Origin of the sequence: Flavobacterium plurextorum, assembly GCF_002217395.1 — a bacterium.
GTDB lineage: Bacteria > Bacteroidota > Bacteroidia > Flavobacteriales > Flavobacteriaceae > Flavobacterium > Flavobacterium plurextorum.
In genome coordinates, this window is record NZ_MUHD01000020.1 from 52,152 (window position 1) to 76,832 (window position 24,681).

Sequence of the window (24,681 nt, forward strand, 5' to 3'; positions counted from 1 at the left end):
ACCACACGGAGTAAAGTCGAAGTTTTCTAAAGAACCTTTTAACCTAAAAACTCAGAACCTTAGAACCTTAAAAAAAATGCGAAAAGCCCTATTCCCAGGATCATTTGACCCAATTACTTTAGGTCACGAAGATATTATCAAAAGAGGAATTTCTTTATTTGATGAAATCGTAATTGCAATTGGTGTAAATGCCGAAAAAAAATACATGTTTTCATTAGAAGAAAGAAAACGTTTTATAGAAGAAACTTTCAAAGATGAACCAAAAGTTTCAGTTATCACTTACGAAGGTCTGACAATAGATTTAGCAAAAAAACAAAAAGCTGATTTCATATTAAGAGGTTTGCGCAACCCAGCCGATTTCGAATTCGAAAAAGCTATTGCACACACCAATAGAAAACTGTCTAAAATAGAAACTGTCTTTTTATTAACTGCTGCAAGCACATCATACATAAGTTCAAGCATTGTGCGTGATGTATTGCGTAATGGCGGCGAATACGAAATGCTGGTTCCAGAAGCGGTTAGAGTTAAAAAGTAAAATGAGCAAAAAATACATTCTCGAAACCTACCCTTTCTGGATTAAAAAGCTCTTTCTTTTTCTTCTTTTTATTTCATTCAACAAAATAAACAGTCAAAACAATTCTAATTCTGTCAGAGAAATAAAGAATATCGATCAGTACAATTCAGAGGAAATTGATTTTATGGATTCCGAAGAAAATGTAAAATTAAGCGGAACTCTACTTTTTCCTAAAACGGGATATTCAAAAATCGTAATTATTACGCCTGGAAGCGGTCAAAACGATCGTAATTCACATGATGTTTTGGCAGAAGAACTATTAAAAAATCAAATCGCAGTTTATCGTTTTGATGATCGAGGAGTTGGAAAATCTGGAGGCAATGTAAATTTTAGCGTAGATCAAATTATCAAAGACTTATATTATGCTTTAGATAATATTCAAAAAATCGATTCCCTTTCTAAAAAGCAAATCGGTGCTCTAGGACACAGTTTAGGCGGAATCGCAACAATTGATGCTTATCAGCAAGGATTCAAATTAGATTTTTTAATCCTAATGTCTACGCCAATTGAAAAATTTAAATCATTTGATAAACCTCAATACAGCTCTCGAAGTAATCCAAAAATAAAAGTAAGCACCAAAGTATTATTTGAAAATTTAAAAATTCCAATGCTTTTTATTGCAGGCACAAACGATAGTTTTTTTGACAGTAAAAAGACAGCCGAATTAGTCAATGCATTAAACAATAAAAATATAGATGTCGAAATACTAAACGGACTAAATCATTTTTTAAAAGCCGGCACTGATGATTGGAAAAAAACAAAAAAATACAGTGACTTGTATGAAATAGATCGTCAAGCACTCGATAAAATTGTAAACTGGACCTCTAAAATATGATTGAGTGATATCCTTATAAATTTGTAAACCAATTTAATTATAAGTAATTTCGCATTTTTAAAATAAACAATAAGTAATGAGTATCGAAAGAGAATTAAACAAACGAAGCGGATCTAAATGCGAACTTTGCGGCGCTGAAGAAAACCTAAAAGTATATCAAGTATTACCAACTCAAAAAGGCGGTCTTGACGAAAGTATTTTAGCTTGTAATACCTGTATTGACCAAATTGAAAATCCTGACAACGTCGATTTAAATCACTGGAGATGCCTTAACGACAGCATGTGGAATGAAAATACTGCTGTACAAGTTGTAGCTTGGAGAATGTTAAGCCGCATGCGCGCTGCAGGATGGCCGCAAGAATTACTTGACATGATGTACTTAGACGAAGACACGCTGGCATGGGCACAAGCAACTGGCGAAGGCGAAGACGACGAAAACAAATTAGTTCACCGCGACAGCAACGGCGTAGTTTTACAACATGGAGATTCAGTTGTTTTAATCAAAGATCTTAAAGTAAAAGGATCAAGTATGGTTGCCAAACAAGGAACTGCAGTTAGAAACATTCGTCTTGACCATGAAAATGCCGAATATATTGAAGGAAAAGTCGATGGTCAACAAATTGTGATTATCACGCAATATGTGAAGAAGATATAGTTTTTTTTTTAGGTTCATAGTTACAAAGTGGTAAAGTTGCAAAGGCTTTTGCTTAACTTTTAAAACCTGAAACTTGAAACTTGAAACTTGAAACTTGAAACTTGAAACTTGAAACTAAAAAAGGCTATTCAAAATACGAATAGCCTTTTTTATTATTTTTCTGTTCTGGAAATAACTTGAAACAAATTAAACCTGATCCCGAAGCTTCGGGAGAAACTAAAAATTATCGTTGAAATAATTTATTGATTTGCTCTTTGATCAACGGCTCAGAAACATTGTTTGTCGCAGCATCTTTATCTTTGCTTGAAACCATAAACTGAACTGTCGCTTTGTCTGGAACAACGTTTCCTGTATAGTGTAACCAAATATAATTGTTTGGTAATTCTAATTTTATGTCATACAACGGAGTTGCTGTAAAACCATTTACAATAATGTTGTAAAGATTTACGTAATCGTTGTCAACATTTTTGAAGGTAAATTTTCTTAAACTTGATGCGTCTTCATCATCGTTTTGAATACTTGTGTAATAAACCGTGTATTCATCTCCAATTTTCTGAATGTAATTGTTATTTACTTTTCCTAGTTTTTCAACAGGAACTGTTTCAAGAACTTTAATCTGTGCAAACGACACAAAACTAAAGAACAAAATGGCAATCGTAATAGTTCTTTTCATAATAAATTTGGGATTTATATTTTTTTTACTGCAACAAAAAAACACAGAAATAATGAAAAAACACCTATCAAATCATTATTTTTTTAACATAAAACCACAAACTTCAAACATAAAACAATTAAAAAGCTGATATACAATTACATAAAACTAACATTACTAAATTACCTGCAATTTTACACCCCTTAATATTTATTATTATTCTTCTCCTCCTCTTTCTTTACCACATTACGAGCCACCTCAATTTTGAACTTTTTCCCTTTCATTTTTTCGTCTTTAATATTCTTAAGCAGTTCTTTTACTTTTCCGAATTTTACTGCTGCAAACGAAACAAAATCTTTTACCTCGATAAGTCCCAAATCACCTTTTTCTAATTTCCCTTTTTGAGAAAAGAAACCAACGATATCAAACTTATTCAGTTTTGTTTTTTTACCGCCGCTAATGTAAATAGTCTGAAATTCGGGTGGTTTTGGCAGACTTGTCGTATTCTTCACATCAAGGATTTCCATATCATAATCGATATAATCCAGCTTTTTTTCGCTTTCATGAACAATAACATACGCCGTTCCAGTTGCCTGCATACGTGCCGTACGACCGTTACGATGCGTAAACTCATCTTCTTTTAAAGGCAAATGATAATGAATAACATGTTTCATCTCAGGAATATCCAATCCACGCGCAGCAAGATCTGTTGTAACAAGATAACTCACACTTCCGTTTCTAAACTGAATCAAAGCACGTTCACGTTCATCCTGATCCATTCCGCCATGATAATACGTAGCGTAAATTCCTTTTTCGTTCAAAGTATCGCTGATACGTTCTGCAGCATCGCGGTGATTACAAAATATAATAGCCGATTGTGATTTTAAGGAACAAATCAAATTGAACAAACTTTCTAATTTGTCTTTTGAAGGAGACAAAATCATCTTCATAGAAAGATTAGCTTTTTCCTCTTCTTCAGGAATAAAATCTAAAATAGTTGGATTAACAACTCGTGTATATTTTGGAATCTCAATATCAGAAGTTGCCGAAACCAAAACTCTTTTATTAACTTTTGGTAATCTGCCAATTATAAAAGACATCTGCTCATGAAACCCTAATTGAAGAGATTTATCAAACTCGTCCAAAATTAAAGTCTGAACTTTATCTGTTCGAAAAGTCTCCCTGTCAATATGATCTGCAATTCTTCCTGGAGTTCCAATTAAAACAGCCGGCGGATTACTCAAATTTTTAATTTCAGTATCAATCGAGTGTCCTCCGTAACAAATATTTACTTTGTACTGCGTTCCCATTTTTTTCCAAACCTGCTCGATTTGCAGTCCTAATTCGCGCGAAGGCACTAAAATTAAACATTGAACTGAAAGTATCTCAGGCTGTAATAATTCTAAAATTGGAAGCAAAAAAGCCAATGTTTTTCCTGATCCTGTTGGAGAAAGCAGCAAAACATTGTTGTCGTTCAAAATGGCGTCTTGCGCCATTTCCTGCATTTCGTTTAGGCTTTCAATACCTAAATTCGAAAGTATATTATTGGAATGGTGTTTTTTATTCATTTTGCAAAAGTAGGGAAAAAAGTTTTGTTTCAGGTTTCATGTTTCCATTGTTTCAAGTTGCTTAACCGCAAAGCGCGCAATGATTATAAGCAAGGTTCGCAAAGTTTAAACATAAAGCTTTGCGAACTCTTTGCGCTTTTTTATAAAAACTAAACTATATAAAACTTTGCGCTCTTTGCGGTAAAACTACGTACAAAGTAGATCAAACCTGAAACTTGAAACCTGAAACAAAAAACTTATATTTGATTTACAATAAAACCAAACCATGAAACTTTTTACTTTTCCCATTTTACTTTTCACCATCACGTTTTTCGCTCAAAACAATAAAAAATACGATACATTTTTCGAAAAAGGAAACGGAAATCAAGCGGCTTCCTACCAAGAAACTATTGACTATTATAAAGTATTGGCTAACGATTTTGCAACAATTCAAATGAAAGAAATGGGTTTGACTGATTCTGGAGAACCTTTGCACATGATTGTTTATAATCCTGACAAGGAGTTTGATTTTAATAAAATTCAGAAAAACAAAGCTGTTCTTTTTATCAATAACGGTATTCATGCCGGTGAACCTGACGGAATCGATGCCACAATGCAATTTTACAGAGATTTGGCAATTGGAAGAATAAAAGCACCAAAAAACACCGTTTTAGTTACCATTCCTGTTTACAATATTGGCGGCGCTTTAAACCGAAACTCGACGACAAGAGCCAATCAAGACGGACCAGAAATTTATGGTTTTAGAGGAAACGCCAGAAATTATGATTTGAATCGTGATTTGATGAAATCAGACACTCGAAATACGAAAAGTTTTGTCGAAATATTCCAAAAAATAAATCCTGATGTTTTTATTGATAATCACGTAAGCAATGGTTCTGATTATCAATACAAACTAACTTATATTATGACACAACATAATAAGTTAGGAACCGTTTTGGGCGATTTTATGAATGCCGAAATGATGCCCGCTTTGGTAAAAGATTTACAGAAAAAGAAAATTGAAACAACGCCGTATGTAGATTCTTTTAAAGATACACCAGATAAAGGTTTTGGACAATTTGTAGATAATCCAAGATATACAACAGGTTATACATCGTTATTTAATACAATTGGTTTTGTGGTTGAAACACATATGCTGAAAAAATATGCCGAACGTGTAAAAATGACCTACGAATACACAAAATCGACTTTGGATTTTACCGATGCAAATTATCAAAAGATAAAAGATTTAAGAGTAAAAAATTTAGAGCAATATCAGCCTAAAAAATCCTATACATTAAAATGGGAATTGGACAGTACAAAAGCAACTACATTTTCATTTTTAGGATATGAAGCAGGTTACAAAAAAAGCGAAGCCACAACTGGAAACCGTTTATATTATGACCGAAACAAACCATATAAAAAAGATGTTCCGTATATAAAAGAATTCAAATCGGTTAAAGAAGTTGTGATTCCGACAGCTTATATTATTCCGCGTGGATATTGGAATATTATTGATCTTTTAAAAAATAACAACATCTCTTATTCTCAGCTTAAAAACGACACGATTATCGAGGTTGAAAGCTACAAAATTGCCGATTTTAAAACGGTTCCAAACGCTTACGAAGGACATTATTTACACTACAATACAGCAATAACTTCTAAAGTTGTAAAAATGGCTTTCGCCAAAGGTGATTACTTGGTTCCAACAAACCAAAAAGGTGTGAAATATCTCGTAGAAGCTTTTGAACCAGAAGGCGTTGATTCGTTCTTTAACTGGAATTTTTTCGATCCTATTTTACAGCAAAAAGAACATTACTCCGAATATATTTTTGAAGATACGGCCGCAAAACTTCTAAAAGATAATCCAACTCTAAAAGCAGAATTAGAAGCTAAAAAACAATCTGATACCGAATTTGCTAAAAATCCTGGTCCACAATTAAACTGGATTTACAAACATTCTGTTTATTATGAAAAGGCGCATTTGCAGTATCCTGTTTATCGTGTTTTATAATTTTTTTTTATTGTTTATGGTTTCCCTTAATATTAATTTTTATTAATCTCTATATTTGAGAATTAAATAGAATTTTAATAAAAAAGTAATTTAAAATAAATTTAATCTTAAGAATATACTTTTTTAGTTATTATAGAGATCACAAAAAATATTATTATCAAATTCTACAAAAATGAAATTTAAACATTTAAAAATTGATGACTGGAAACAATTCAAGAATATAGATATAGAATTCCATCCCAATCTAACTATTCTAACCGGTGCAAATGGTTCAGGAAAAACCACAATTCTAAATTTACTAGCTCAACATTTCGGTTGGTATATTAATGAATTAGCAACACCCGCAAAAAACAAAAAAACAGGTATAATTAATTTTTTTACTCGTTTATTTAATGATGAGCAAAAAAAAGAAACAAACATAGGACAATTAAATTATTCAAATGGAACTAAGACTGATTTAAATATTCCAGTTGAAAATGAAAATGCTCAGTATAGTATCCATATAGCTAATATTCAAAAAGTTAATGGTTTAAACATACCATCTCATAGACCTGTATTTTTTTATCAATCAATTCCTCACATTTCAACAACAAAACGAACAAAATTACAAGCTTATCAATTATATTTCACAAGTATTTATCAAAAGCTTTTGTCAGAAAATTCAAGATACAAACCTTCTAATTACTACATTAAAGAAACTTTATTAAATTGGGCAATTGGAGGTTCTGGTAATGAATTCATTGAAGCAGACAGCGAACTTCGTTCATATTTTGTAGGTTTTGAAAATGTTTTAAAACAAATCTTACCAAAATCTTTAGGTTTTAAATCAATTGCAATTAGAAGCTATGAAATTGTACTAGTTACCGAAACTGGAGAATTTATGCTCGATGCTGTTTCAGGTGGCATAAGTGCTATAATAGATTTAGGATGGCAAATTTTTAATTATTCTGAACAAAATGAATCATCAATAACAATTTTAATTGATGAGATAGAAAACCATCTTCACGCAACAATGCAAAGATCTATTTTACCTTCAATAATATCTGCATTTCCAAATGTTCAATTTATTATTTCGACTCATAGCCCGCTAATTATTGGATCTGTAAAAGATTCAAATGTATATGCCTTTAGATATAATGAAGATAAGAGAATTTTTAATGAATGTTTAGATTTAATAAACAAGGCAAAAAGCGCAAATGAAATATTAAATGAAGTTTTGGGAGTTCCCTTTACAATGCCAATATGGGTTGAAGAAACATTAAACGGAATTATTAAAAAACATTCAGGACGAGAAATGAATGAAACATTGTTTAATGAAATGCGAGAGGATCTTAAAATTCTAGGATTGGAAGATTTAATGCCTTTAGCAATTGATAAAACTTTGAAAAATAAATTATGATTAAATTGACAAAAGAAGCAGAACCTGTAATATTAACAACCAATAAAATGGATTGGACTACTCAATTGTTAAATCACATAGTATTAGGAACTAAAATACCAAAATCTCTTGAAAACAATTATAATAAAAAAGAAATAAAAGATTCTTTGAGAAAAGAAAGTCATAGTAAGTGTATGTATTGTGAAAGTATGATCAGTCATATTACATTTGAGCACATAGAACATATTAAACCAAAGGCCAAAGATAAATTTCCACAATTTACTTTCGAATATTTTAATTTAGGACTTTCATGTCCTAAATGTAATATGAACAAAAGTGACACCTATGACAACTTAACTCCTTTTATAGACCCATATAATGATGATCCAAAAAATCATTTTGAAGCTATCGGGGCTTTTTTATGGGCAAAATCTGGTGATATTAGAGCGAAAATTACTGAGATTGAAATTGATTTAAATAGACCTGAGTTACTGGAAATTCGTGGGGAAAGAATGAGAACAATTAGGACTTTGATAGACAATTTTAACACAACTCCAGTTGGAGTATTAAAAGACGCACTAAAAAAAGAAATTGACAAAGAAATTGATCAAAATAAACCATATTCTTTTTGTGCAAGAAAACTTGTAGATATGTTATGCATTTAATAAAACGCATGTTGATCTATTGAAACCCCAGCTCCGCAAAGTGTCGCACGCTGCGCAAATGTCTGTGACTTTGCGCCCGCAACGATAAGTAGTAAAGACTGTAAAAAGAAAAAAGCAACTTAGAAATGAGTTGCTTTTTTCTTTTATATCTCGTTAGAGACTATTATTTATCCTTCAATATTTTTTCTAAAAACTCTGTTTTCTCTTTTTCAGCTTGAAGTAAACGTTCGTATAGTTTTTTATTTTCTTCTATAGATTCCATTAATTTATCTAATGGATTAAAAGTACAGTGATTGTTAAACGTTCCAGCACTATTATCTGTGAAATTATTAAAATAATTAATCGCAGCTTCGTCTGAAAAGTTTTTAAGCGCTTCAACACTTACTCCCAAAGCTTTTGCGACAGCAATAAGCTTTTCATCATCGATTGTTTCACTATTTTCCAAAGCAGATATTGCTTGTTGGTTTGTTCCTAAAGCTTGCGCCAAAGCTTCTTGCTTCATGTCACGAAGTTCACGAATTCGGCTTATTTTTCGCCCTATATGATTTGGTTTTGCTAGTGTGCTCATAATTGAAATATATTGCTTATTGAACAAAAGTACGCTTTTTGAGACATGAAATAGTTAAAAATAAAATTTTATATAAAACGCTGAAACCTAAAAGTTCATTTATATTTAATTAATGTTTTTCTGACTTATTTTAAAAGTTATATATTTGAATACAATCAATTTTACAATTCTAAAAGTCATAACAAAATGGGACTATTTAACACTCTTTTTAAAAAGAAAGAAGAAAAAACAGCATCAGCTATCGATCAACAAATTGATAAACAATTTACAAATGAAAATGATTTTTTAGAAAAATTTGGGGCGCTTGCTTTAGAGAAACAAAGAAATCTTTATAGTGTAACTGGCGGACTTTCTTGGAATGTTGACATGGACAAAGAAGAAATAACATTTGGAGATGATCTTACTTTTCCAATGCAGGTTTTGGGTTCATTCTCGCATTCATCAGAAACTTGGCTTTGGATCTGGGATAATAAAGCGGGCGGTTACGCAGAATCTGTCATGAAACAAGCTCTATTGTTGAAACAATATGGAGAAGAAAATAATATTGATTTATTAAAAGTTGGCAAATTTGATGCTGTTTCTAATGATTTACATCTAATTGGTATGATTGCAACTGAAATGTTTAATACAAGCGGTTATTATCTTGGAAATTATGGTCAAGGAACAATGGTTGTTACCATAAAATCTGATGCAATAGACAAATCTGAAAGTGACGAATTATCTAGAATCTTAACTGTTTTTCCAGAACTGATTTCGACGTTTGAAATTCAAAACCATAAAAATGCTTTTACAAATTACTTAACTCAAAAGGGCTATAAATTAACATTGAACGAAAATGAAATTAAAGCTGAAAAGAATGAAAATATAATTAATGCTGTTTTTAATGAAAATAATCTTTTGACAAAATTAAACGGTAATTCTTAAACTTAGAATAATTAATAATCTAAAAGATATTCTGAAAACGATTGCCCGCGTGAGGGATAGAAGCAGTCCGCCGCAGCGGAGCGTATAGCCCGACAGCAATAAAAAAAAGACCCAATGAACACAAAGTTGATTGGGTCTTTTTTTTATTGGTGGCACGCCCCGATTTTAATAATCGTTATTTGCTGTTTTCGTCTTTAATCCCTTTTAGCAAAGCGTAAATTGCCATTGAATGTCCTTGTCCTAAATCAAAATCTTCTTTCAGCCAGTTTACAATTTCGCCGGCTTTTACTTCGGGTTTAAGTTTCCCGTTTGATGTAAAGCTTTTTTGTTCTGCTAAAACTCTAAATTCAGCAGGACCATTGCCCGTTTTTTCTTTAATTGTCTTTAAATACGCTTGAAATGACATAGAATTTACATTTAATAAGTTAGTTTACAAGTAAACGAAAATACAAATTAAATTTAATCCCTACGTTCTAATATTCAGCTTATTACTACAAAAAAAATTTTATATCTGGATAAACAAACTTTAATTGGTTTTAATCTTCTTCTCTTCTTCAAATAATAATTTAATATTCTCGTAAGAGTTTTTTAAGGCTTCTTTGATTTGCTCAGGATTGAGCCACGCCACTTTTTCGATTCCTTCTTCAAGCTGACCTTGCGGAATGCCTTCAAAATCGGAATGCATTTCGAACCAATGCGTAATTTTTAGCTTATACTTTCCATTGCGTTTAAAGATATGATATGTCTTTTGCAGTTTATTTGTTATTCGAAGTTGATCTACGCCCGTTTCTTCCTCAACTTCGCGCATTGCAGTTGCTTCGATTTCTTCGCCTTTCTCGATACCGCCTTTTGGCAGGTCCCATTTTCCGTTTCTAAAGATAAATAAAACCTCTCCCTTTTTATTATAGACAAAACCGCCTCCCGCTTTATTTACAGGAATTTTGGCTTTAAGGGTCTTCATAATCTCCTTTTCATCAGGATGATACAAATATGCCTTTTGAATTTTATTTTGAAACATTTTGACAATAAGCTGCTCAATATCAATACTCTCTAACAAGAATAATTGAAAATCAGTCTCTCTTGAGATTTCATTTGTCAAAAAAAGTGGTTTGTCGTTCACAAAAACTTTATACATTTGTACTATGATTTTTAATAAAGATACTGCCGAAAAAACAGCCGAATTGCTTTTGCAAATAAATGCAATTAAATTGAATCCCGAAAATCCTTTTACATGGGCTTCTGGTTGGAAATCTCCTATTTACTGTGATAATAGGTTAATTCTTTCATTTCCAAGCATCCGAAATTACGTTCGTGATGAGTTTGCGAAAAACATTGAAAAACAATTTGGAAAACCTGACGTAATTGCCGGTGTTGCTACTGGAGCGATTGGAGTTGGTATTCTGGTTGCCGAAAGCCTTGGACTGCCATTTGTATATGTGCGTCCTGAAGCAAAAAAGCACGGAAGACAAAACCAAGTTGAAGGTTTTTTACAAAAAGGACAAAATGTTGTTGTTGTTGAAGATTTAATTAGTACCGGAAACAGCAGTTTGATGGCTGTTGAAGCTTTACGCAATGAAGGTGCAAATATTAAAGGTATGGCGGCGATTTTTACTTATGGCTTTAATGTTGCCGAAGAAAACTTTAAAAACGCTAATATCGATTTGTACACATTAAGCAACTACGAAAACCTGCTTGATTTAGCTGTTCAAAAACAATACATTACCGAAGATCAACAATCGACTTTGCTTGAATGGAACGAAAGTCCGTCGACTTGGGGACAACCTGAATAGATTTTAGTCCCGAAGTCTCGGGATTAGATTTTAGATTTTCTAAAAAATCGCTTTGCTCTTTTTTTAATTCCAACTTTGCGGACTTAAATAAAATCGAAGTAAAATAGAAAAACCTTGCGTCCTTTGCGGTAAAAAAACAAATAATAAAACAAAAAATATATGAACTTAGAAAGTCCAAAAGTTACAGTTCAGAAATCAGCTCAAGATCTATTTGATTTATTGACTGATGTTAAGAATTTCGAAAAATTAATGCCGGATAATATCGCAAAATTTGAAGTAACAGGCGAAGATGCTTTTATTTTTGGATTGAAAGGTATGCCGGAAATCAAACTTAAAATGAAAGAAAAAACAGCTCCAAACAAAATTGTTTTAGGTGCTGCAAGTGATAAACTTCCTTTTACTTTAGTTTCAAATATTGACAGTGTTTCTGATTCAGAAAGTGCTGTTCAATTAGTATTTGATGGTGAATTTAATGCCATGATGGGAATGATGATCAAAGGACCTATCAGCAAGTTTATCGAAACTCTAGCAACAAATATGACGAAACTTTAATAATGGTGAATTATTAATTGTGAATTATAAATGAAAAGTCCAATCGAATGATTGGACTTTTTTTTGTCATGTAAATTTAAAACCTTAGTCCCGAAGCCTCGGGATAATTACTCAGAGCCTCAGAACCTTCAAAAAAAAAACAACTCATCCTCGAAAAAATACAGTTCAGCACTATAAATTATTACAAAATAAATTATTGACCGAAGTTTGATCCATCAAAACTAACAAACCACAAAATGGAAGCAACTATTAAGATCTTAATTTACATTCACGCTTTTTTTGGCGGAATTGGACTGATAACTGGAATTGGAAGCATCATTGTTAAAAAAGGCAGTGTACTACACAAAAGAATGGGGAAACTTTTTTCTATCGGAATGATTATAAGTTCACTTATTTCGATTCCGATCTGCTGGATGCCTAAACATCAAAATATCTTTTTGTTCTTAATTGGCCTATTTACCATTTATCTGGTTGTTTCTGGAAATAGAGCTTTGGCTTTTAAACACAAACAAAAAGCTGATTTTACAGACAAATTAATTTCTGGAAGTATGTTGTTCTTTTCTGTAATAATGATTTCTATTGGATTGTATTGCCAATTAAACGCTATTGCAAATGGCATTTTATTCACTTTTTTTGGCGCTTTTGGATTTTATATGACTGTAAAGGATTTTATTTTCTTTAAAAACGTTTCAGAAATAAAGAAAAAATGGCTTTCTAAACATATTGGTAAAATGATTGGCGCTTTAATCGCATCTATAACGGCTTTTATTGTTGCGGGAATCGGATTAGGAAATATCATTACATGGATGGCTCCATCTATCTTAGGAACAATCTACATCATGTATTGGAATAGAAAAATAGCACCAAAAAACACAAAAGCATTAGAGGTTTAAAAACAAAACAATGATTTAGCCGATAAAAAACCTCTAAACCTTTGCTGCTTTGAACATTTGAGCCTATCAATAAAGCATCTGAATTTCTTTAATATCAAATTCTGATATAGAATCGTCTTCTAACAAAACCTGCAATTTACCAACTGAAGATACTCCTTGAATAATTCCCATGAAATTCTTTCCAGAAGTTTTTGGATGAAGATCTTTAAAAGGCATTGGAATTCCTTTTCGGAATAAGAAATTAAAATAATCTTCCCAAAAAAATGAAGCAGACGACTGCCATAAATCTATTTTCTGTTTCATTTTTTCAACGATTAAAACCACTAAAGATTCCTTATTGAAACTATTTCCAGAAATAACAGCCAGCGAAGAAGCATTTGGCAATTCATCGTAATTAGTTTGATTAACATTCAACCCTAATCCGACAACTGACACGATTCTGCCATCACTTTTTAAGGTATTTTCGATAAGTATGCCACCAATTTTTTTATTATATGACATAATGTCGTTTGGCCATTTTATAGATAATTCAGGAATATTTAATTCTTTTAGGACTTCTAAAACACTCAAAGAAACAACAATGCTTAGATTAAAAACTCGCTCATTATCAAAGACAAAATCCTTCACCAAGACACTCATAATTAAGTTTTTACCCAACTCAGACTCCCACTTCGCTCCCATTTGTCCTTTGCCTTTTGTTTGATTTTCAGCAGTTACGACCATAAAATTCTCTAGTTCATCTTGACTTGACATTGATTTAAGAAAATCATTTGTAGAATCTATGGCATCGAGTTTGATTAGTTTCATCTAAGTAATTTAAATAACTTAATTTAATATTTTGTTAAGCATCAAAAATAATCACAAAATTTGGTAACTTTACAAATTCATATAAAATAATTCATGGCGAAAAAGACTATTAATAATGATGTTCTATTGGCGAACATAATCAAAGGGATTGAAGAAGTAAAAGGAAATGACATCGATATTCTTGACTTAAGAGATATAGATACGGCGGTTTGCGACTATTTTGTAATTTGCAACGGAACGTCAAACACCCAAGTTAACGCCATTGTCAACTCAATTCAAAAAACAGTTTCAAAAGATTTAAAAGACAAACCTTGGCACGTAGAAGGAACCGATAATGCAGAATGGGTTCTAATGGATTATGTGCATATCGTGGTACATGTTTTCCAGAAACACATTCGTGAATACTACAATATCGAAAGTCTTTGGGGTGATGCCAAAATAACTACAATCGAAAACAAATACTAAAGAAAATTTTTTCTAATGGCTAAAGATAATAATCCAAATCCGAGTAAATTTAAAATAAGTCCTTGGTTAATATACACCGCAATACTTCTAGTTTTTTTATTTATAAGTTTTGCAACTGGTGGATCAAGTATGAGCGAACCTGCTCAATTAACTTCATCTAAATTCAATACTTTATTAGAGAAAGGTCAAATTGAAAAGGTTATCGTTTATAATAAAGCCGAGGCCGAAGTTTACTTAACTCAAGCAGCACTTAAAGATGCCGCAAATAAAAAAGTTTCTAAAGATATTTTTGAAAGACCAAACAAAGGTCCTCACTATACTTTGGAAATTGGTAACGATCAAATCTTTCAAACAAAACTTGAAAAAGCAGTTGGCGAAGGCAAACTGAAAGATTTCAATTTCTTGCAAAAAAACAATTGGAGCGACATTTTAATCAGTCTGCTTCCAATCATCATCATTATTGGTGTTTGGATTTTCATTATGCGTAAAATGTCAGGCGGTGCTGGAGGCGGCGGCGGACAAATTTTTAACATTGGAAAATCGAAAGCAAAACTTTTTGATGAGAAAACAGATATCAAAACTACTTTTAAAGATGTTGCAGGTTTAGAAGGTGCGAAAGAAGAAATTCAAGAAATTGTAGAATTCCTTAAAAACCCTGAAAAATATACTAATCTAGGAGGTAAAATCCCAAAAGGAGCTTTACTTGTAGGACCTCCAGGAACTGGTAAAACATTATTAGCTAAAGCTGTTGCAGGTGAAGCGCAAGTTCCATTTTTCTCATTATCAGGTTCTGATTTCGTAGAAATGTTTGTTGGAGTTGGTGCATCTCGTGTACGTGACTTATTTAAACAAGCTAAAGAAAAATCTCCTGCTATTATCTTTATTGATGAGATTGATGCCGTTGGTAGAGCAAGAGGAAAAAGCAATATGTCTGGCGGAAATGACGAAAGAGAAAATACTTTGAACCAATTATTGACAGAAATGGATGGTTTTGGTACAAACTCTAACGTAATTGTTCTTGCAGCAACCAATAGAGCCGATGTTCTTGACAAAGCTTTAATGCGTGCAGGTCGTTTTGACAGACAAATTTTTGTAGACTTACCAGACATTCGCGAAAGAGCTGAGATTTTTGCAGTGCATTTAGCACCAATCAAAAAAGTTGAAGGACTTGATTTAGACTTCTTAGCAAAACAAACTCCTGGATTCTCAGGTGCTGATATTGCAAACGTGTGTAACGAAGCTGCTTTAATTGCTGCTCGTAACAATAAAACAGCGGTTGACAGACAAGATTTCCTAGATGCTGTAGATAGAATTATTGGTGGTTTAGAAAAGAAAAACAAAATTATCACTCCAGACGAAAAGAGAGCAATTGCTATTCACGAAGCTGGTCACGCTACTGTAAGCTGGATGCTGGAACACGCTGCACCACTTATTAAGGTAACTATTGTACCTCGTGGACAAAGTTTAGGAGCTGCATGGTACTTACCAGAAGAAAGACAAATCGTTAGAACAGATCAAATGTTAGACGAAATGTGTGCTACTATGGGAGGAAGAGCTGCTGAAAAAGTAACTTTCGACAGAATTTCTACTGGTGCGTTAAGCGATTTAGAAAAAGTAACACGTCAAGCTCGTGCTATGGTAACTATTTACGGTTTGAATGATAAAATTGGAAATGTTACTTATTATGATTCAAGCGGACAAAGTGAATACAATTTCTCAAAACCATATTCTGACGAAACTGCAAAAATTATTGACAAAGAAATTTCAGAATTAATTGAAGGTCAATACCAAAGAGCAATTCAGATTCTTGAGGAGAATAAAGATAAGTTAAATCAACTTGCTGATATCTTAATAGAAAAAGAAGTTATCTTTAAAGATGACTTAGAAACAATTTTCGGAAAACGTACTTTTGATAAAAATTTAGAAGAAGTGGTTTCGTAAATTAATCAGGAAATATGTAATATTTTTTAAAATCTTAATTCAAAATAGCCTTTTGAATTAAGATTTTTTTATCTTTGAACGTTTTCAATTAACATGTAAAGCATTTCATATAAAAATGAATTTTTTCAAAAAAATATTTGGGTCCAGTGAATCCGCTTCTGACGAAGAACATGAAAGTGAATATGGAGGAAATCCAGTCCAAAATAGTCATTTGTCTCTTGACGAGCAATTCATTTTCAATTTCAAAAAAAATGGCGGAAAATTCTTGTATTGCGAAAACAACCAAGAACTTGCTGAACAGTTTGAAAATATCCTTGAAGAGAATGATTGGTTTGAGAGTGAAGTACTATGCTACGAACCAGCTCTATTTAATTTATTAGACGAAAATAAATTATTTTATACTGCACCAACTAAACCAAAATTTCTTTTAGCTGTGTGTGAAAATCTTATAGCCGATGAGGGTTCAATTTTATTTTCATCAAAACAAATTAGACAAAACAAACCAAACGAGTTACCCGCAAACATTGTTATTATTGCCACTACAAGTCAAATTCTACCTATGAAAAGTGATGGTTTAACAGCCATTAAACGTAAATACGATAGAGATATTCCAACTAATATTACCACAATAAAATATTTCGAAAAAGCAAAAGAAGAAGATTTTACGCAATACGGAAGTGTTGCCAAGAACCTATATTTATTGCTCTTAGAAGATCTTTAAGATGAATGAAACACTCAAGAGAACCATTTCTGGTGCTGTTTATATTGCTCTGTTATTAACTTCAATCTTGTTTTCGACTGAAAGCTTTATCATCCTTTTTGGCATTTTTCTAGTTATTACTATTTATGAGTTTTCTAACTTAGTAAATCTCAATAAAGTCTTTTCAATTTTATTTGGAACCTTGTTTTACAGCGCCATTGTACTTGTAAGCCACTACGGCAAACAAACAGCTGCTTACCTAAACAATTTATTCAAATCAAATTTAAACTTAGAAATCAATATACAACAGTTAGATCTTGTACTTCTTGCTGTTACAATTGTGGTTTCAATTAAATGTATTCTATTCTTATTTTACGACTCAGTTCAAAAAATAAGCATCTCTTCTAAATACTTATATTTATTAGGCTACATTACACTTCCTTTTATTTTTATTGTCAAAATTTCCTTTGGAACTAATGATTATAATCCAAAAATTATTCTTGGCTTATTCATTTTAATCTGGACAAATGACACTTTCGCTTATTTAATTGGAAAATCTATGGGAAAACACAAACTTTTTGAACGTGTTTCTCCTAAAAAAACTATTGAAGGATTTCTTGGCGGAGCTGTATTTGCCGCTTTTGCAGGTTTCTTGATTTCAAAACTATACATTCAGCCTAATCCAGCTTTTAGCGCAAAATCTATTTTAATATGGACTATAATCGCCTTAATTGTAAGCGTTTTTGGTACTATTGGTGATTTGATTGAATCAAAATTTAAAAGAATTGCCGGCGTAAAAGACAGCGGTTCTATCATGCCGGGACACGGCGGTATCTTAGATCGATTAGATAGTGTTATATTTGTAGCACCAATTATATTTTTATTTTATCAAATTTTATATTATGTTTCATAAAGAAGGAGCCCCATCTATTTTATTAGGAACAGTTTTTACTGTTGCCGTACTTGTAATTGCTGATAGATTTATAGATATCAATTGGCTGAGAATGCTTGTTCAAATAGCAGTATTATTGATTTTAATTATCATCTTGCAATTTTTCAGAAACCCAAAAAGAATTGCAGTTAGAAACAGTGATCATATTCTTGCTCCTGTTGATGGAAAAGTGGTTGTTATTGAAGAAGTTTATGAAGGAGAATATTTTAAAGATAAGCGTTTACAGGTTTCTATCTTTATGTCGCCAATAAACGTTCACGTTACACGTTACGCAATGGACGGAATTATTAAATTCAGCAAATACCACCCGGGTAAATTTTTGGTTGCATGGCACCCAAAAGCTAGTGAAGAAAACGAAAGAACAACTGTTGTTATCGAAAATGATACTTTTGGTCAAGTATTATACAGACAAATTGCAGGTGCTTTGGCAAGAAGAATTGTAAATTACGCTCAAGAAGGAATGCAGGTTATTCAAGGTACTGATGCTGGATTTATAAAATTTGGTTCGAGAGTAGATTTATTTTTACCTTTAGGTACGCCAATTAATGTAGTTCTAGACCAAAAAGCAATTGGCGGAAAAACTATTATCGCTACAAAAGCTTAAATGACAAAAAAAGATTTAGATACTCGTTTTTCAGAGGCTGTTGAAACTGCTCTAAAAATGACTCAAGCCTCACTGCCGCAAGATGTGCAGCTAAGACTTTATGCCTATTACAAACAAGCAACTTTTGGAACTGCTGTGTACAATCAATCTGAGAATTTTGATTTACGAGATGCTTTCAAAACCAATGCTTGGATGCAGATTAGTCATATTTCTGTTGATGAAGCTAAAGAGTGTTATATCGAGATCATCAATTCATTAACATCAAAATAAATTAACATTATGAAGAAAAACATTGTACTTTTCAGCATTTTGCCTTCATTTTTACTATTATTTTCTTGTAACGATAATAAACTAACTGAAGTTGTCGAGGTTCCTCTTCCTACTAAAGAGGAAAAAATAATGATTGGGTCGCCAAATGATGTAAAGGCAGATCCAGGATCATTTGAAATGACAAAACTTCCTTTTGGATATGACGGATTATCTCCTGCAATAAGATCATTAACTTTAGAAACTCATTATTCTAAACACTATTTAACGTACACAAATAATTTCAATAAAGAAATTGTGTCGACTGAATACGAAAACATGCCAATTGCAGACATTCTAAAGAAATTAGATTTAAGCAACGCAAAACTTCGCCAGAATGCTGGAGGATATTACAATCATACTCTTTATTTCAACATTTTAACGCAAAAAGAGCAAACTCCAAAAGATACTCTAGCAGGATCTATTAATAAAGAGTTTGGATCTTTCAACAACTTAACGAGTCAGTTTAAAGGACAAGCTGAAAAACAATTTGGTTCTGGATGGGTTTGGCTTGTTGTTGACAGATACGGAAAATTACAAATCACTACAACTGAAGATCAGGATAATCCTTTAATGAAAAATGCATTAATTCCAGGAACACCAATTTTAGGTATTGACTTATGGGAACATGCTTATTATTTGGACTATCAAAATAGAAAAGGTAGTTATATCGATGCTTTTTACGAACATATAAACTGGGAAAAAGTAAACGAAAATTATATTGAAGCTTTGAAAAAAGTCAAAAAAGTATAACACAAAAAAGCTGATACAAATTATGTATCAGCTTTTTTTTATTTACCAAAGAAATACAGAATGTATGAAAGATATAGCCGTTCGTTTTACAGAAAATCCACTGCTGTCACCTTCAGATTTAACGCCAAGCAGAGAAGGACTGGAAATAACCTGCCTTTTAAATCCTGGAGTATTTCAATTTCAAAACAAAATCTGGCTCCTGATAAGAGTTGCCGAACGACCTAAACAAATCGAAAACAGCATCTCTTTTCCAATACTAACCAATAAAGGGACTATTGAAATTATTGAGATCAAAAAAGACAATCCTGAATTAATTGCAACAGATGCAAGAGTAATAAACTATAAAGGTGCCGATTATTTAACCACACTTTCGCATCTTCGTTTATTATGCAGTGAAGATGGACGCACTTTTTATGAGCCAAAAAACTACCCATCACTGGTTGGAGAAGGCATACTGGAGACGTTTGGAATCGAAGACTGCCGTGTTGTGTTGATTGATCAAATCTATTACCTAACTTTTACTTCTGTATCAGAAAATGGTGTTGGTGTTGGCTTACGAACTACCGTAGATTGGCAAAAATTTGAAAAACACGGTATGATATTACCTCCTCACAATAAGGACTGCGCCATTTTTGAAGAAAAAATAAACGGCTTATTTTACGCATTACACCGTCCTAGCAGCGTTGACATTGGAGGCAATTATATTTGGATAGCTTCATCTCCAGATGGTATTCACTGGGGAAATCATCATTGCATTATCAAAACTAGAAAAGAGTATTGGGACAGCAAAAGAGTTGGCGCTGGCGCTGCACCTATAAAAACCGCAAAAGGCTGGTTAGAAATTTATCATGGAGCCAATGAAAATCATCAATATTGTTTAGGTGCTTTTTTAATGGATCTTGAAGACCCAACAAAAGTTCTCGCCAGAACAGAAGATCCAATTATGTTTCCTAAAACAAATTACGAATTAAGCGGCTTTTTTGGAAATGTTGTGTTTACAAATGGTCATGTTTTAGATCCAGATGAAGAAACACTGACAATCTATTATGGAGCTTCAGATGAGTTTGTCTGCGGTGCGAAATTTTCGATCACAGAAATCCTTTCACTTTTAAAAGATATCTAAAAAGCTTGTTTGAAGAATCAGTTAATCACTTCAAACAAGCTTTTTTTTATATTAAGGCAGCTCAAAAATAAATGATTCAGAAGGCATAATTTTAATTTTAGCCTTGCCTACTCCATTTTCGACTTTTAGCAATACAGAATTTTGCTGATACAATTGATCAGTAAGTTTATACTCTCCCTCTTTTAAATTCCATTTTGCAATGACATCCGCGGGAATTTTCAATTCGAATTCACTAATTTTTTCTGAAGAAAAATTAGCAACAATGATTAGCTTTTGGTTCTCTGACCAGCGAACGTAAGAATAAAGCAATTCGTCATATCCAACATTATTTTGACGATTTTCAGATTGTATTTCTTGAAAACTTCCCATTAAAGCCGGGCTCTTAATAGAGAAATTCAATAAGCGCTTGTAAAAATCTCGCAAGTTTTTCTCTGATTCCGAAAGCTGTCCGCCGTCAAACTTGCCATCATTCATCCATTTTTGATGATTTGGAACTCCGATATAATCAAAAATAGAAGTTCTCGAACGAGTACCAAAACCTGCATTTTCGTTTCCAGCCTCTCCTACTTCCTGTCCAAAATAAATCATCGTAGGCGACGTGCTTAAAGTTGTTGAAACTACCATTAAAGGTTTTCCTCTCTCAGGCGTTCCTGCAAACTCAGGCGAAGCTAAACGCTGCTCATCATGATTGTCTAAAAAATGAAGCATATGATGCTCGATATCTGACATTCCTTTTTGAATATCTGACAATCCATCTGGAGTAGATTTTCCACGAATAATATCTTTCAATTTATCGTAGGTTTCTACTTTATCGTATAAATAGTCCATTTTACCAAAGCGAATATAATTTCGATATTCATTCGGATTATAAACTTCTGCTAATAAAAAAGCTTTTGGATTTTTCATTTTGATGGCTGAGTTCATATAACTCCAAAATTCATACGGAACCATTTCGGCCATGTCATAACGAAAACCGTCAACACCTTTTGCTGTCCAATACAAAGCAATTGATTTGAATTTTTTCCAAGAATCAGGAACATCTTTATCCTGCCAAAATGCAAAATGTTCTTGATATGATTTCTGATCAAATCCGGCCGGAAGTTCTGGAAAATCTTTTGAGCTGTCAGGACGAACACCATAATTCACCTTTACCGTTTCGTACCAGTCATTTTGGTCTGGTTTTACTTTACGTGAACCATTTCCTGTCCATTTTGCAGGGTTTTCATCAAAAAAACCATCAACCATAGGATTTTTTTCTCCGTTTAACGGAATATCTCCATCAGGAATTTCAAAGTGTGTTTTTGGAATATAATAAAAATTATTATCTCTCTTGTACTCCACATTTACATCATCATCAGCACCAAAATCTTTAACGCCTTCAGGATTGTTCTTTCCTTCATATTTTCTGGCGATATGATTGGGAACAATATCAATAATTAATTTTAGACCAGCTTTATGCGTTCGGGCAATTAAGTTTTCAAATTCCTGAAGTCTATTTGCTGGATTTACTGCCAAATCTGGATTTACATTATAATAATCTTTAACCGCATAAGGTGATCCCGCACGACCTTTTACTACCTCAGGATCATCATTTGAAATTCCGTATGCGGTATAATCTCCAACCAACGCATGATGTGGAACGCCGGTATACCAAATGTAAGTAACTCCTAAATCTTTAATTTCGTTAAGTGCTTTGTCAGTAAAATCATTAAACTTCCCTACTCCATTCTCTTCAATTGTTCCCCAAGGTTTATTGGTTTTATTTTTATTGCCAAACAATCGGGTAAAAACCTGATACACTACAATTTTATACTCTTTTGAATTTTCTTCTTTTACTTCACTCATTTTTAAATCTTTTGTTTTACAGCCCGAAAACAAAATTGTTACGGCTGTTCCAACAGCAAATAATTTACTTTTTATCATATTTTTAAATCTAAGACATACTTTCTTGAACTAGAAACTTAAATCCTAATCCAAAAACTAATTCCTAAATTTAGTTTATTTTCTACACCCCAAAGAACACAAATTTTGATTTACACTTTTTAACTTCAAAAATGCATCACTACAACGTGAGAGTTAAACATTTTGTTGATAAATTACAGGAGAAGGTTCAAAGTTGCAAAAGTTTAAAGAAGCAAAGGTTTAAAATAAGTAAAAAAAATGAACTATGTTTCAAATATAAACTTTGAACCTTTGCTTCATTGAACCTCTGAACCTAAAAATAAACATTTATAAATTAATGCTAATAACAATATAAGGTTGTAACCTTTTTCATAAATTTGACAAAAATTTAATCACTTGAAGAAATTACTCTTTATTATATCTTGTCTGCTTTTATTAAGCATACAATTCATTTCTGCACAAGCTTCAAAAACTGCTCAGGCACCAAAAAAAATTAACATAGAGCATTCTGATTTCTTAGATGTTGATCAAGTTTTAGTACCTGACGGAATTTTACTAACTGGAAATGTAAAGGTAAATCATGATGGCGTTGTTCTTACTTGCAACAAAGCCTACTTTTTTCAAAAAGAAAATTATCTAAAAGCCTTCGGAAATGTACAACTGGTTCAAGGCGATACTTTGTTTCTAAACAGTAAATATGCAGAGTACAGCGGAAATATCAAAAAAGCATTCGCAACAGGAAACGCTGTAATGACTTCGCCAGATGCAACTTTACAAACAGACACTATCAATTTTGATAGAAATGTTCAAGAGGTTTTTTATAATACCAAAGGTACAATCATCAACAAAGACAATACATTAGTCAGTAAATCTGGGAAATATTTTGTGGCAGAGAAAAAATTTCAGTTTTTAACTGCGGTTACTCTTACCAACCCAAAATATGTTGTAAAATCAAATCACTTAGATTATTACAGTAATTCGGGACACACCTATTTACTTGGACCATCGACTATAACTAGTAAAGCCAACTATATTTATACAGAAAAAGGTTTTTATGACACCAAAAAAAACCTCGCGCATTTTCTGCGAAAATCGTATATAAAATATGATGATCGACTTATAGAAGGCGATAGTTTGTATTATAACCGAAATACTGAATTTGCATCGGCAACTCGAAATGTAAAAATCACTGATTCTATAAATCGAGGTATTGTAAAAGGTCATTATGCCGAAGTTTATAAACTAAAAGATTCCATGTTTGTGACCAAAAGAGCTGTTGCGGTTAACTTTGTAGAAAATGACTCTGTATATATTCACGGTCAAAAACTAATGGTTACTGGAAAAGAAGGCGAACGCATTTTAAGGGCTTTTAAAAATGTACGTTTCTACAAAACAGATATGAGCGGTAAATGTGATTCGATACATTCTAATTCTAAAACGGCTTTAACCAAACTTATTGGCAATCCAATTTTATGGAATGGCGGCAGTCAAATTACTGGTGATATTATGCATTTAATTGGCGATAATAACACTAAAAAACTAGATTCTTTAAAAGTCCTCAACAATACTTTTCTTATTTCAAAGGATACATTAGGAACGGGCTACAATCAAGTCAAGGGACTCAATTTGTTCGGGAAATTTAAGGAAGGTAAACTTCACGATGTGGATGTTATTAAAAACACCGAAGTTGTTTATTTCATGAGGAATGACGCCAATGAATTAATTGGAATTAATAAAAATGTAAGCAGTAAAATTAATCTGATTTTAGAAAATAACGCAGTAGAAACTATTACATTCTTTAACAGAGTCGACGGCGATATTTATCCTGAAGAAGATTTACCTGAAAATGCGCGTAAATTACGAGGTTTCGTCTGGCGCGGCGATGAAAGAATAAAATCAAAAGATGATATTTTTACTGCCGAAGATAATGAAATGAATGACAAATTAGTAAAGCAAGGAAAAGACGAGGAAGCTAAAGAGAATGTCCCAATGAAAGTCAGGAAAGAGACACGAGACTACGACAAAAAGAAACCCGCTGCAAAACCTGCTGCTAAAGAAAATAAAAAAAGCAGCAAATAATA

26 protein-coding genes are annotated in these 24,681 nt (G+C 32.4%); 19 read left to right on the forward strand and 7 right to left on the reverse strand.

What is annotated here, in order from left to right; all coding sequences use genetic code 11:
• The first annotated feature begins 76 nt into the window (after positions 1 to 76).
• The 3 genes from coaD to B0A81_RS11250 all read left to right on the forward strand — a co-directional run bounded on the left by coaD (position 77) and on the right by B0A81_RS11250 (position 2,064).
• Complete coding sequence (gene coaD, locus B0A81_RS11240; RefSeq protein WP_089052301.1) at positions 77 to 535, forward strand: pantetheine-phosphate adenylyltransferase; 459 nt, start codon at positions 77 to 79, stop codon at positions 533 to 535.
• A gap of 1 nt (position 536) precedes the next feature.
• Positions 537 to 1,409, forward strand: coding sequence for an alpha/beta hydrolase (locus B0A81_RS11245; protein ID WP_165768059.1), 873 nt, complete (start codon positions 537 to 539; stop codon positions 1,407 to 1,409).
• 76 nt (positions 1,410 to 1,485) lie between these two features.
• Entirely contained in the window at positions 1,486 to 2,064 is a 579-nt protein-coding gene (locus tag B0A81_RS11250) for a PhnA domain-containing protein (protein WP_089058127.1), read from the forward strand.
• A 223-nt stretch (positions 2,065 to 2,287) separates the two neighbouring features.
• Here the strand turns inward: B0A81_RS11250 and B0A81_RS11255 are convergent, their stop codons facing one another.
• Positions 2,288 to 2,737 (reverse strand): hypothetical protein, encoded by a 450-nt coding sequence (locus tag B0A81_RS11255; protein ID WP_089058128.1) that lies wholly within the window; start codon positions 2,735 to 2,737, stop codon positions 2,288 to 2,290.
• Between the two features lie 182 nt (positions 2,738 to 2,919).
• Positions 2,920 to 4,284, reverse strand: a complete 1,365-nt coding sequence (locus B0A81_RS11260) for a DEAD/DEAH box helicase (RefSeq protein WP_089058129.1) — start codon at positions 4,282 to 4,284, stop codon at positions 2,920 to 2,922.
• A gap of 265 nt (positions 4,285 to 4,549) precedes the next feature.
• Here B0A81_RS11260 and B0A81_RS11265 point away from each other — a divergent pair, with 265 nt between their 5' ends.
• From B0A81_RS11265 to B0A81_RS11275, 3 genes are all read left to right on the forward strand, one after another.
• On the forward strand, positions 4,550 to 6,277 hold the full coding sequence (locus tag B0A81_RS11265) for a M14 family metallopeptidase (RefSeq protein WP_089058130.1): 1,728 nt from the start codon (positions 4,550 to 4,552) through the stop codon (positions 6,275 to 6,277).
• Between the two features lie 172 nt (positions 6,278 to 6,449).
• Positions 6,450 to 7,676 carry an AAA family ATPase gene (locus B0A81_RS11270; RefSeq protein WP_089058131.1) on the forward strand — a complete coding sequence of 409 codons (1,227 nt, stop codon included), beginning with the start codon at positions 6,450 to 6,452 and terminating at the stop codon, positions 7,674 to 7,676.
• Positions 7,677 to 7,681: 5 nt separating this feature from the next.
• Positions 7,682 to 8,320, forward strand: a complete 639-nt coding sequence (locus B0A81_RS11275; protein ID WP_165768060.1) for an HNH endonuclease — start codon at positions 7,682 to 7,684, stop codon at positions 8,318 to 8,320.
• 163 nt (positions 8,321 to 8,483) lie between these two features.
• On the opposite strand, the gene B0A81_RS11280 is transcribed toward B0A81_RS11275, so the two are convergent.
• Positions 8,484 to 8,888: a helix-turn-helix domain-containing protein gene (locus B0A81_RS11280; RefSeq protein ID WP_089058133.1), complete on the reverse strand. Its 405-nt coding sequence runs from the start codon at positions 8,886 to 8,888 to the stop codon at positions 8,484 to 8,486.
• Positions 8,889 to 9,074: 186 nt separating this feature from the next.
• On the opposite strand from B0A81_RS11280, the gene B0A81_RS11285 reads away from it, so the two are divergent.
• Positions 9,075 to 9,812: a DUF6882 domain-containing protein gene (locus B0A81_RS11285; protein WP_089058134.1), complete on the forward strand. Its 738-nt coding sequence runs from the start codon at positions 9,075 to 9,077 to the stop codon at positions 9,810 to 9,812.
• Positions 9,813 to 9,987: 175 nt separating this feature from the next.
• On the opposite strand, the gene B0A81_RS11290 is transcribed toward B0A81_RS11285, so the two are convergent.
• Positions 9,988 to 10,218 carry a DUF4287 domain-containing protein gene (locus B0A81_RS11290; protein ID WP_089058135.1) on the reverse strand — a complete coding sequence of 77 codons (231 nt, stop codon included), beginning with the start codon at positions 10,216 to 10,218 and terminating at the stop codon, positions 9,988 to 9,990.
• A gap of 120 nt (positions 10,219 to 10,338) precedes the next feature.
• Positions 10,339 to 10,947: an NUDIX hydrolase gene (locus B0A81_RS11295; protein ID WP_089058136.1), complete on the reverse strand. Its 609-nt coding sequence runs from the start codon at positions 10,945 to 10,947 to the stop codon at positions 10,339 to 10,341.
• Positions 10,948 to 10,954: 7 nt separating this feature from the next.
• Here B0A81_RS11295 and pyrE point away from each other — a divergent pair, with 7 nt between their 5' ends.
• The 3 genes from pyrE (at position 10,955) to B0A81_RS11310 (ending at position 13,047) form a co-directional block, all read left to right on the forward strand.
• Positions 10,955 to 11,602: an orotate phosphoribosyltransferase gene (gene pyrE, locus B0A81_RS11300; protein ID WP_089052308.1), complete on the forward strand. Its 648-nt coding sequence runs from the start codon at positions 10,955 to 10,957 to the stop codon at positions 11,600 to 11,602.
• 159 nt (positions 11,603 to 11,761) lie between these two features.
• Positions 11,762 to 12,154 (forward strand): orotate phosphoribosyltransferase, encoded by a 393-nt coding sequence (locus B0A81_RS11305; protein WP_089058137.1) that lies wholly within the window; start codon positions 11,762 to 11,764, stop codon positions 12,152 to 12,154.
• A 236-nt stretch (positions 12,155 to 12,390) separates the two neighbouring features.
• On the forward strand, positions 12,391 to 13,047 hold the full coding sequence (locus B0A81_RS11310) for a hypothetical protein (RefSeq protein WP_089058138.1): 657 nt from the start codon (positions 12,391 to 12,393) through the stop codon (positions 13,045 to 13,047).
• A 66-nt stretch (positions 13,048 to 13,113) separates the two neighbouring features.
• On the opposite strand, the gene B0A81_RS11315 is transcribed toward B0A81_RS11310, so the two are convergent.
• A complete protein-coding gene (locus tag B0A81_RS11315; RefSeq protein ID WP_089058139.1) occupies positions 13,114 to 13,854 on the reverse strand; it encodes a biotin--[acetyl-CoA-carboxylase] ligase in 741 nt (246 codons plus the stop codon).
• Positions 13,855 to 13,947: 93 nt separating this feature from the next.
• Between B0A81_RS11315 and rsfS the strand changes: the two genes are divergently transcribed.
• The 8 genes from rsfS (at position 13,948) to B0A81_RS11355 (ending at position 20,698) form a co-directional block, all read left to right on the forward strand.
• Positions 13,948 to 14,319 (forward strand): ribosome silencing factor, encoded by a 372-nt coding sequence (rsfS, locus tag B0A81_RS11320; protein ID WP_026729351.1) that lies wholly within the window; start codon positions 13,948 to 13,950, stop codon positions 14,317 to 14,319.
• Positions 14,320 to 14,334: 15 nt separating this feature from the next.
• Positions 14,335 to 16,260: an ATP-dependent zinc metalloprotease FtsH gene (ftsH, locus tag B0A81_RS11325; protein ID WP_089058140.1), complete on the forward strand. Its 1,926-nt coding sequence runs from the start codon at positions 14,335 to 14,337 to the stop codon at positions 16,258 to 16,260.
• Positions 16,261 to 16,375: 115 nt separating this feature from the next.
• Positions 16,376 to 16,981: a lactate utilization protein B/C gene (locus B0A81_RS11330; RefSeq protein ID WP_089052313.1), complete on the forward strand. Its 606-nt coding sequence runs from the start codon at positions 16,376 to 16,378 to the stop codon at positions 16,979 to 16,981.
• Position 16,982: 1 nt separating this feature from the next.
• On the forward strand, positions 16,983 to 17,873 hold the full coding sequence (locus B0A81_RS11335; protein WP_089058141.1) for a phosphatidate cytidylyltransferase: 891 nt from the start codon (positions 16,983 to 16,985) through the stop codon (positions 17,871 to 17,873).
• Complete coding sequence (locus B0A81_RS11340; RefSeq protein WP_089058142.1) at positions 17,863 to 18,516, forward strand: phosphatidylserine decarboxylase family protein; 654 nt, start codon at positions 17,863 to 17,865, stop codon at positions 18,514 to 18,516. Before B0A81_RS11335 ends, B0A81_RS11340 begins: the two co-directional genes overlap by 11 nt.
• Positions 18,517 to 18,786, forward strand: coding sequence for an acyl-CoA-binding protein (locus tag B0A81_RS11345; protein WP_089052316.1), 270 nt, complete (start codon positions 18,517 to 18,519; stop codon positions 18,784 to 18,786). It begins immediately after the preceding gene.
• Between the two features lie 9 nt (positions 18,787 to 18,795).
• On the forward strand, positions 18,796 to 19,575 hold the full coding sequence (locus B0A81_RS11350; RefSeq protein WP_089058143.1) for a superoxide dismutase: 780 nt from the start codon (positions 18,796 to 18,798) through the stop codon (positions 19,573 to 19,575).
• 64 nt (positions 19,576 to 19,639) lie between these two features.
• Entirely contained in the window at positions 19,640 to 20,698 is a 1,059-nt protein-coding gene (locus B0A81_RS11355) for a glycoside hydrolase family 130 protein (protein WP_089058144.1), read from the forward strand.
• Between the two features lie 51 nt (positions 20,699 to 20,749).
• Here the strand turns inward: B0A81_RS11355 and B0A81_RS11360 are convergent, their stop codons facing one another.
• Positions 20,750 to 22,621 (reverse strand): alpha-amylase family glycosyl hydrolase, encoded by a 1,872-nt coding sequence (locus B0A81_RS11360; RefSeq protein WP_089058145.1) that lies wholly within the window; start codon positions 22,619 to 22,621, stop codon positions 20,750 to 20,752.
• Positions 22,622 to 22,996: 375 nt separating this feature from the next.
• Between B0A81_RS11360 and B0A81_RS11365 the strand changes: the two genes are divergently transcribed.
• On the forward strand, positions 22,997 to 24,679 hold the full coding sequence (locus B0A81_RS11365) for an OstA-like protein (RefSeq protein WP_089058146.1): 1,683 nt from the start codon (positions 22,997 to 22,999) through the stop codon (positions 24,677 to 24,679).
• The last annotated feature ends 2 nt before the right edge of the window (positions 24,680 to 24,681 follow it).